This window comes from Idiomarina sp. UBA3162, assembly GCF_002364475.1.
Taxonomy (GTDB): Bacteria; Pseudomonadota; Gammaproteobacteria; order Enterobacterales; family Alteromonadaceae; genus Idiomarina.
This window is the reverse complement of record NZ_DEYI01000066.1, coordinates 1-9,493: the sequence shown is the minus strand read 5'-3', so window position 1 is coordinate 9,493 and position 9,493 is coordinate 1. Positions and strand designations below refer to the sequence as shown.

Here is a 9,493-nt window from a genome sequence, read left to right as displayed (position 1 = left end):
AAGGCCGGCAAATTTGCCGGCCTTTTTGTTTTATCGAAGCTCGATTTCTTCTAAGTCGATATCGAACGAAGAATCGATGTCAGTCAGCTCTTCGCGTAGACGATACTTTTCTTTGAGTTGTTCTATCTCACGCCATTTGCGCTTCGTTGTGCGTCCTTTCGATGATTTCTCACTTACTTTTTGAAGCTCTTCTGAATGGTCCATGACTACCTCTCAGTATCATTATAATTATGGATTAGCGCACAAAACAAACTGCTCAACAATTTGTTCACATATGATTAATTACCACACTCCGAGCGAGAATAAAAGGAATTTGTTTCAAAAATGTTAACCGGTGATGAAGCTTGCGTGACATGGATCATGATATAGCCATTTGTAATCAAGGCGTTAAGCAAAGTTGCTTAAGCTTAAGCTAAATTTAAGCTTTTCCGCATAGGCTTTAGTAAACAAATGAAAGAGTCTGAGATTATGAATACTTCCACACACTATTCTGCGCTTGCCCAACTGATGCATTGGCTGACCGTGATTGCCTTATCGATTATGTTAACGCTTGGATTTATGATGCTATTTGCCGACGAGCGCACTTTTAAACATGCCGTTGAGGGCATTCATGTCACCACAGGTTTCTACTTAGGTCTATTTTTGTTGATAAGAATCGGTTTTAGGGCGATTGCGGGGTTCCGTCAGCCCGACGCTGATGAGCAGGCGACATTTAAATTTGCCAAGTGGCTGCAAAGTTTAATGTTACTGACCTTGCTGGTGGTATTAATCACCGGTCCCCTTTATCTATTTACCGAGGGTGAAGGTATCACACTGACATCGCAGACAACTTGGCTTATCGACCTTTCGAGTTGGTCAGCGCTCCACGAACCGGCCGAAGAGATACACAAATTACTCGCCACTTATGTACTACCCGGCTTAATTACGCTGCATATGTTGGCGGCGATCAAGCAGTTTACCCGTCTAGCTAAGCACCGTTAATACCTGGCGCCCATTGAATGGGGGCGCGTCCGTGAGCCATTAAATAATCATTGGCTTGTACGAAATGGCGCGCCTCGAAAAAACCGCGGTGTGCGGATAGCGGTGATGGATGAGGTGCCTTTAAAATGCAATGCTTATCGTTTGGAATAAGCGCTGCTTTTTTCTGTGCATGGGCGCCCCACAACATAAAGACAATGTTTTCGTATTCGTTAGCTAAGCGTTCAATTACGGTGTCTGTAAAGGTTTCCCAGCCCCAGTTTGCATGACTGTGTGCCTGACCCTGTGCCACGGTGAGCACCGTGTTGAGTAGCAGGACACCTTGGTGCGCCCAAGCCGTTAAGTCACCATGAGTCGGTGCTTGTGCTTCGGGGTAATCTTGCATAATTGCCTTGAGAATATTCCGCAATGAAGGCGGTAGTTTGACACCTTCGGGTACCGAAAAGCTCAAACCATGGGCTTGCCCTGGCCCATGGTAAGGATCTTGCCCTAAAATGACCACTTTAACCTGCTCTGGTGCTGTCAGCTTAAGCGCATTAAACACCTCGGATTCGGGTGGAAAGATCACCTCTGTTTCTCGCGCTTGCTCGACACGCTGCATCAGTTGCACGAAGTAATCCTTTTGCTTTTCCTCAGCGAGAAGTGACTGCCACGCTTTTGCCATGATACGACCTTACTTGATGATTCACTTTGCCCTATAATGCCACTCAATAGCTAGGTTTTAAAAGGTACATCGTTTTTGCGAGTCATTCATTTTGTTACGGGCGGTTTTTCCGGCGGCGCCACACAGGTCGCTCTATCCTTGGTGCGTGCGACACAACACGAGCCCGGCGTAGAAAGCATTTTAGTGCTTCGAAAGAAAAGTCACATGCCAAAACAACGGGTCGAAGCGCTCAGGCAGGAAGGTATACGCGTGTATGTCGTTAATAACTGGCTACACCTCACAACCGTCTTTGCGCTCGTGCGTCTGTGTCACCAATTAAAACCTGATGTTTTTGTTGCCCACGGTTTTAGCGAACATTTATGGGGCCGCTTGGCCGCTTACTTAGCCGGTGTGCCGCATATTGTTCAAGTGGAACACAACACACGAGAGCGTTACACCCGATTTCGCTATTGGCTGTCGCGCAAATTGAATGCAGTTACGGATGCCATTGTTGGCTGTTCGGAAGGTGTCCGCCAAGTACTCCTAAAGCGAGGTTATGACGCTGACAAATGCATAGCGATTAGCAATGGCATCAAGCCCGATGCATTTTCAGAGTTACCCAGCCCTGCCTCGGAACGCGCGGGTGACGTTATCATGGTGGCGCGTATCGCCAAACAGAAGGATCACCGCACGCTAATCGCCTCAGTCGGTATTTTGCAACAGCGTGGGGTCAGGGTTAAGCTACAACTGATTGGCAAGGGTAAAGCGCGTGTTGTTGAGCCATTAAAGCAACAGGTGCAAGCGTTAGGGCTGGACGCTCAGATCGAGTTTGCGGGCTATCGTTCGGATGTACCCGAATTGCTTAAAAACACACGTATTTTTGTCCAGTGTACCCATTATGAAGGTATGCCGTTGACCTTGATAGAGGCGATGGCAGCGGGTTGCGCGGTGATAGGCAGTCAAGTACCTGGCGTACAAGAAGTCATCGCTGAAGAGTGCAATGGCCTGACTCATCGTCACCAAGACGCCGAGCACTTGGCGGATCAAATTGAACGACTACTTAGTGATGATGCGTTCTGTAACCAACTCGGTGCAAAGGCGCGCCAAGATGCATTATCGCAGTATACCCAAACACACATGAGCCAGCAGTATTTGGCGCTGTTTAAGCGTTTGCAGCAAGGATCGAGCCGCTGATGAATTATAAAGTTTTCCTAATTAACTTAGATCGCTCCACTGAGCGTTTAGAAAAAGCGGCGCAGCAGTTGAATCGCCTGAACGTCCCTTTTGAACGCATTGCGGCGGTTGATGGCTCTCAGCTCACCAAGGCAGAGATTGATGCAGCTTTTGATATTGAGCAAGCCGAGCGCCGCACGGCTTATAATCTGACTATAGGTGAAATGGGTTGTTATCTCAGCCATGTTGAATGTTGGCGACGTATTATCGCTGAAGCGCTAGATTTCGCCATCGTGTTAGAGGATGACCTAGTGCTCGACGACGGCTTTCCCGAGGCTATCGCTGAGATCGAACAGTTAACCCACACTCACGCTTGGGATTACATTAAATTAGCTAATCCTTTTAAAAAGCGCCCATATCAAACACGTCTCTCGATTAACAACTTTACGCTGGTAGACTATCCTAAAGCACCGACAGGAACAGTCGCACAGGCTGTCAGTTTAACAGGGGCACAAGCGTTACTCACTCATCGCCCACCGTTTTTCCGGGCTATCGATGTGGATCTGCAGTGGGAGTGGGAACTCGGCATTAAGGTACAGGGATTGGTACCCTACGTTGCCAATGTCAGTGATGCGGAAAGCGAAATTCAGCAAATGGCACAACGCAAAGACCTGAAGCAGCGCCGTTGGACAAAGCTAAAAGAGTCTATCAAATTTAAATTAAAAAAAGCGAGCCACCGATGACAACTATCGTAACTGTGGTACCGACCTTGACAGGTGGTGGCGCCGAAAAAGTCTGTCTACGCTTACATGAACAGTTTCTCAAGCGTGGCATCGACCATCATATTGTCGTGTTGTGCACTAAAGGTGTCTACGACATCGAAAAGCTCACCAACATTCATATGCTGCCATTCGAGAACACCAAGAATATCGATTTATTGGGTAAATCAAAGCAAATGGTTGCTTCCCTTGAGCGCTGCTTAAAAACAATCGAGGGAGACAGCGACAGCCGCATTGACGCGCTGTTTGCCCATTTAGATGAAGCGCATTGGGTGGTGCGTCGCTTACCCCGTGATATTCCTAAACGTTATGTCGTGCATACTTCGCTCGAAGGCGAAATGACAACCGCACGCCGGATGAGTTGGTTAAAGCACTGGCGATTAAAGCGCAAAAAGTTGTCACTCAAGGATCAACATGTCATTGCTGTATCGGACGAATTAGCTCGTGAATACGCAGCTGCTCATGATTGGCTACCGCTCGGTGCGGTTGAATCGATCCACAATCCGATTGACTGGGACGATATCCAACAACAAGCAGCGCAGACTAACGATGCGATTCCTGATACGCCCTATGTCATTCATATCGGTCGTTGCGCAAAGGCAAAACGCCATGATGTACTTTTAGCTGCGTTTAAGCAGGTTCGCCAACACCGTCCCGACGTTAAATTAGTGCTGTTAACTCGCAAAGATAAAAAGCTTAAGCGGTTACTCGATCGGTTTGATGCACACGACGATGTGATTGTGCCCGGATTTCAAAACAATCCGTTCCCATGGATTAAACAAGCACAATGTTTGGCGTTAAGCTCAGATTTTGAAGGTCTGCCTAACGTACTTGTTGAGTCTGTTGTCTGTGGCACGCCATTTGTTTCGACACGCTGTCAGTGTGGTCCGACAGAAATCGCTGAGGGTATTTTGGACGATTGGCTGGTACCGATGAATGACCCGAATGCGTTGGCTGAACGTTTGCTGGCGATGCTAAACGAGCCAGTGAACCTTGACCATGATCAGTGGGCACTGCGCGATAAAGTGACGCCAGAGTACGCGGTTAACCGCTACTTAGAGAGTATCCAATAAGGCCCGTTGAAATATGAAAAAGCCGGCGCTAGGGCCGGCTTCGATGCGATTAAGTACGTTTAATCGTCTGATTTGTGTTTTTCAAACCAGTATAAGATATAAGCAACTTTGCTCATCAAATTACTCGGACGTGCATAAATGCTATGACCTGAGTTTTGAATCCGCACCATCGCTGTTTCTACCCCCGCTAATTTCAACGCCTGATAGTACTGTTCGGTTTCAGACATCGGTGTTCGGTAGTCTTGCTCACCTGTCAATAACATAGTGGGCGTTGTGACGTTACCGACGTAGCTGATAGGTGAATGTTTCATATAGTGCTCGAGGTTGTCCCACGGTAAACCTGGGAACCAATACTGATAGAAGTAGTTATACATATCCGCCGTTAATACGAAGCTATACCAGTTGATAACAGGCTTCGCCACTACCGCCGCACGGAACCGATCGGTATGTCCAACAATCCAAGCGGTCAATACGCCGCCGCCACTGCCACCCGTAACATACAGTTGATCTTCATCGATAAAGCCTTTATCGATAACGGCATCCACCCCATCCATCAAATCATCATAGTCATGACTTGGATAGTTCTGGTGAATTTCATTGGCAAAATCATCACCATAGCTGGTTGAGCCCCGAGGGTTGGTGTACAGCACGACATAGCCAGCTGCTGCGTACAGCTGTACTTCAGCCGAAAAGCGTGGACCGTAGTTCGTGTGAGGGCCACCGTGTATTTCTAGAATTAACGGATAGTCTTTATCTTTATCAAAGTTGGGTGGATAAGCAATCCAGCCTTGCAAATCTCGACCGTCCACTGACGACTTATAAGTGATTTCCTCAACCTGCGCGAGCTGCTTATGACCGAGCGCATCTTCATTAAGTTGCGTGACTTGCTGGCTATCGCCGTCATCCCACCATGCTAAGTCAGCGGGACGCAGTGGGTTTGATAAGGTGTATAGTACTTGATCGTCACCGGCCACTGAAAAGTCGCCGCCACCGTATGGACGACCATAGGATAAACCGCCGACGCGATCGGTTAACTGCTGGTAATCACCGTCTAGGTCGGTACGAGCGAGTTGGCCAACGCCCTTATCATCGTATGTAAAGTAAATTCCCTCACCGTCGGTGTCCCATGCAAAGCCGGTAACACTGCGATCTAAGTCTGAGGTCAGCACGCGCGACTGGGCACCGTCCACGGACATCACGTAGAGACGAGAAATCTGTGAGCTCATGCCGTTATCGTCATTGCCGGTAAACGCGAGCCAGTCGCCGTTAGGTGAGCGTTTAGGGGCACCGTCAGGACCATTACGGTCAGTCAACGCACGTACCTCGCCTGTGTCGACTTGAACCGCATAAATTTCACTATTCATCGGTTGACGAAACGCGTCACTACGGCGGTTTGCCGAGAAGTAAATTTGTTTACCGTCCGCTGACCACTCGAGCGCGCCACCATTATTGTATTCATCGTCGGTGATTTGACGGGCTGTGCCACCTTCGGCACTGAGTACGTAAATTTGTTGATAACCATCGCTGACGTAACCGCCGCCATCATAGCGGTAGTTGTCTTTATCAACGAACTGAGGTGGTGCAGTCCAGTCAGCGCCTTCCGGCTTACCTGGCAACGACACCGGAGCCGCTGATTTAATCGGTGTAAACTGGCTAAACGCTATATATTCACCGTTGGGCGACCAACTTAGGGAACTCGGTGTTTGGGTCAATTCACTAATAACCGCATGTTTACCTGTGTCGGTCCAATAAATTGTAATTTGTGGGCTCCCCGAAGCATCCGAGATAAACGCGAGCCGTTTACCATCGGGTGACCAGACAGGACTCCACTCATGAGCCGAGTCACCGGTCAGTGGTCGAATGTCACCGTTGGGTTTGACCGTCCATAAACGCCCTGTTTTTTGGTCGTGTTTAATGTCCATCGATTGACGTACAAATACGCCGTAATCACCGCTTGGATGCAAGGTGGGTGAAGCTGCATATTCTAGGTCAAATACATTTTCTAACTGCAACGTGCGATCGGTCTGTGCGACGGCACTGGTCGACAACGTTACCGCTATCGCACCCATTAGCCACTTTTTCATTCTCGTTCTCTCCGTGTTGCCTGCAAATAAAAAAACCGCCTCATAAGAGACGGTTTTATCGTTAGCGACTCAAACATGCAAGCTAAATGAGCATGTTTATTGTACGGTTTGTCGCAGTCATTAGAATGCGTATGAGAAACTAACTGACGCGTAATCGCGGTCAGTCGTTGCATCAAAATCACCGCCTGAGTATTGGGTATAGCCTAACGTCACCTTGTAGGTCGACAGATAATCAGCGGTTAAGTTAACGCCCACTGACTTACGGTCTTCGATAAAGTTGCTGTTAGGTGAGTAGCCATCAACGTCATGGTTAAACTGCAACACAGGCGTTAAGCTCCAACCATTCCAAACGCTGAGATATTCCCATTGTAAACGCGTCCGGTAACCCCACGAGTTCTCGGTAACGAAACCTTCACAGTTACCTGCCGCAGCGGGGCCTACTTCGCTTGGTAATAAGCACTTACCGAACAGCGGCAAGCGACCGTAGCGTTGCTCTTCTAAACCAGGCAAGTCGTGTACTTTGTTCATCGCCACTTCGCCCACGAAAGTCATGCGGTCAGCCCCCATGAAACGGTCGAAGAAACGAACGAAACTCGCTTGCGCCTGACTGACGTCTAAACGATCATAACCATGCGCCAAACCACCCAGTTCAGTGCTTTGTACGCGATCACCAAAGGTGCTCGGTACGTTCGGACGCAAACCAGCCGTTAGGATTTCTGTGGTATTAATTTGTACAGGCATGTCTTTACGATAGCTGTACTCACCACCGATTGACCAAAGACCCAGGTTGGTGCTGAAGCTTGCGCCATATAACTCTGTGTCTTCAGGGTATTCGATAACCAAACGAGGACCGTCGATAGGGTAGCCGTTCGGCGTTGCATAGGTGTAGTTAGGATTTTGGCGATCCGCGGCATCCATGAATTGCTCAGGATCAACGGTCCAGTTATACGCTGAGATAATTGGCGTATTATTATGCAAATTCATGAAATATAAACCGAACTCAGTATCGAGGTCGATTGAGTAGTAACGCAGGTTCATACCCCACTGACCACTGTCAGAGGCTTCAAGACGCGGATTACTACCAATGTAAGCGCCCGCTTCTACCGATTCGCGGTCACTTAAGTAACTGTCTGGGTCACCTGGGACTAATTGTGGGTTAAGCGTCACCTTACCACAGCCTGGGCCGCCGATAATGTCGACACTCGAGAAGAATGTGCCGCAACCATCAAGCTTGGTGTTGTCCCACTCGTATTGATAAAACGCTGCGAGGCTCAAACTGTCGGTGAGACCTACGTTAAGGCTGACCATGCCTACAGGTAATAATGCTTCTTTAATTTCGGCACCCGGACGGCGTGCTGCGTTAACGTCAAGCGGGTTAATGTCGTTAATACCGTTAAAGACAAAAGTACTTTCACCCCAGCTCAATACTTGACGCCCTACGCGTAAACTTGTTGGCATATCGCCAATATCAAAGTTTGCGAAGACGAACGCATCGAGTAATTCAATACCACTACCTTGCGAGTAATCATCGAATACGTCGTCGTTCAGTTTGGTATTGGGATAATAGTTATTGCCCGGGTGACCATGCGGCATGTTTTCGTCAGAAATCACGAAATCATACCAATAGTTAAAGCGAATAAACGCACCGTAGTCGCCGCCGTCGATACTTAAATCGTGTACGCCTTTGAATACAGAACTAACCAAGTCACCTTTATCGAAGTTAAGGTTACCGTCATCGCCTACACTTGACCCGGCCATGCCGCCTTCGCGGTTACCTGGGTGGATCAAACGCAGCGATGGATCTTCCATGCGCCATGCAGCACCGTAAGAAAGAATCGAGGTAAAGCTAACGTCGAAATCGCCAACTTCAAAGTCCGCGGCTTGCGCAGGCAAAGCAAATGCCAGCGCGATGGCTGACGCGAGAGGTAATTTTTTTAACATAGTTGTTCTTCTTTTCATTGTGATCCACCTAATGTTTTTGACTTTTACGGCGGTGATGATTGAATCATGTCCGATGAGTTAAAAATATGCAAGTACATCAGGTCGAAAAGTATCGAAATTGACACGGTCGATTGTTAAAAAGCGGTAATCGACCGTGTCATTAGAGGCGAGAATAACTAGAGTTTTTCGTTTAACTCAGGTAAGACTTCAAATAAATCAGCGACCAAACCATAATCAGCCACTTGGAAGATAGGCGCTTCTTCATCTTTGTTGATAGCGACGATCACTTTTGAGTCTTTCATACCCGCTAAGTGCTGGATTGCACCACTAATACCGACAGCAATATACAATTGCGGCGCAACGATTTTACCGGTCTGACCCACCTGCATGTCGTTCGGCACAAAGCCCGCGTCTACAGCAGCGCGTGATGCACCGACAGCGGCCCCAAGTTTGTCAGCGATATCTTCAATTAATTTGAAGTTTTCGCCATTTTGCATACCGCGACCACCCGAAATAACGATTTCGGCGGCGGTCAACTCTGGACGCTCTGACTCGGCTAACTGCTCACCAACAAATTCAGATTTGTCGTTATCAAATACCGCATCGACAGCTTCAACCGAGCCCGCACCGCCCTCACTTGCAACTGCATCAAACGCAGTCGCGCGCACCGTGATGACTTTAATAGCATCTTCGGCTTGCACGGTCGCGATCGCGTTGCCTGCGTAGATCGGACGCTTAAATGTGTCGGCTGACTCAACCGCAATAATGTCAGAGATTTGCGCAACGTCGAGCAACGCGGCAACACGCGGCATAAAGTTCTTA

Annotated in this window: 9 protein-coding genes; 4 read left to right on the top strand and 5 right to left on the bottom strand. The window is 48.3% G+C overall.

The window, feature by feature from the left end:
* Positions 1–30 precede the first annotated feature (30 nt).
* The gene (locus B2X00_RS08545; RefSeq protein ID WP_083405059.1) at positions 31–204 is read right to left on the bottom strand and encodes a DUF3545 family protein; all 174 of its coding nucleotides are present in this window, start codon (positions 202–204) and stop codon (positions 31–33) included.
* A gap of 264 nt (positions 205–468) precedes the next feature.
* Here B2X00_RS08545 and B2X00_RS08540 point away from each other — a divergent pair, with 264 nt between their 5' ends.
* Positions 469–981: a cytochrome b/b6 domain-containing protein gene (locus B2X00_RS08540; RefSeq protein ID WP_290487163.1), complete on the top strand. Its 513-nt coding sequence runs from the start codon at positions 469–471 to the stop codon at positions 979–981.
* On the opposite strand, the gene ung is transcribed toward B2X00_RS08540, so the two are convergent.
* Positions 968–1,642, bottom strand: coding sequence for a uracil-DNA glycosylase (gene ung / locus B2X00_RS08535; protein ID WP_290487162.1), 675 nt, complete (start codon positions 1,640–1,642; stop codon positions 968–970). The two genes, B2X00_RS08540 and ung, sit on opposite strands and share 14 nt — an antisense overlap.
* Positions 1,643–1,717: 75 nt before the next feature.
* On the opposite strand from ung, the gene B2X00_RS08530 reads away from it, so the two are divergent.
* Genes B2X00_RS08530 through B2X00_RS08520 form a run of 3 tightly spaced genes read left to right on the top strand, consistent with a single transcriptional unit; the run spans position 1,718 to position 4,646 of the window.
* Positions 1,718–2,815, top strand: coding sequence for a glycosyltransferase (locus B2X00_RS08530; protein ID WP_290487161.1), 1,098 nt, complete (start codon positions 1,718–1,720; stop codon positions 2,813–2,815).
* Positions 2,815–3,537: a glycosyltransferase family 25 protein gene (locus tag B2X00_RS08525; RefSeq protein WP_290487160.1), complete on the top strand. Its 723-nt coding sequence runs from the start codon at positions 2,815–2,817 to the stop codon at positions 3,535–3,537. Before B2X00_RS08530 ends, B2X00_RS08525 begins: the two co-directional genes overlap by 1 nt.
* Positions 3,534–4,646, top strand: coding sequence for a glycosyltransferase (locus B2X00_RS08520; protein WP_290487159.1), 1,113 nt, complete (start codon positions 3,534–3,536; stop codon positions 4,644–4,646). Before B2X00_RS08525 ends, B2X00_RS08520 begins: the two co-directional genes overlap by 4 nt.
* A 59-nt stretch (positions 4,647–4,705) precedes the next feature.
* On the opposite strand, the gene B2X00_RS08515 is transcribed toward B2X00_RS08520, so the two are convergent.
* The 3 genes from B2X00_RS08515 to B2X00_RS08505 form a co-directional block, all read right to left on the bottom strand.
* The gene (locus B2X00_RS08515) at positions 4,706–6,730 is read right to left on the bottom strand and encodes a S9 family peptidase (protein WP_290487158.1); all 2,025 of its coding nucleotides are present in this window, start codon (positions 6,728–6,730) and stop codon (positions 4,706–4,708) included.
* A gap of 120 nt (positions 6,731–6,850) precedes the next feature.
* Positions 6,851–8,671 (bottom strand): DUF1302 domain-containing protein, encoded by a 1,821-nt coding sequence (locus B2X00_RS08510; protein WP_071463148.1) that lies wholly within the window; start codon positions 8,669–8,671, stop codon positions 6,851–6,853.
* Between the two features lie 176 nt (positions 8,672–8,847).
* Positions 8,848–9,493, bottom strand: a 646-nt coding sequence (locus tag B2X00_RS08505) for an electron transfer flavoprotein subunit alpha/FixB family protein (RefSeq protein WP_290487157.1), incomplete at its 5' end; no start/stop codon positions are given.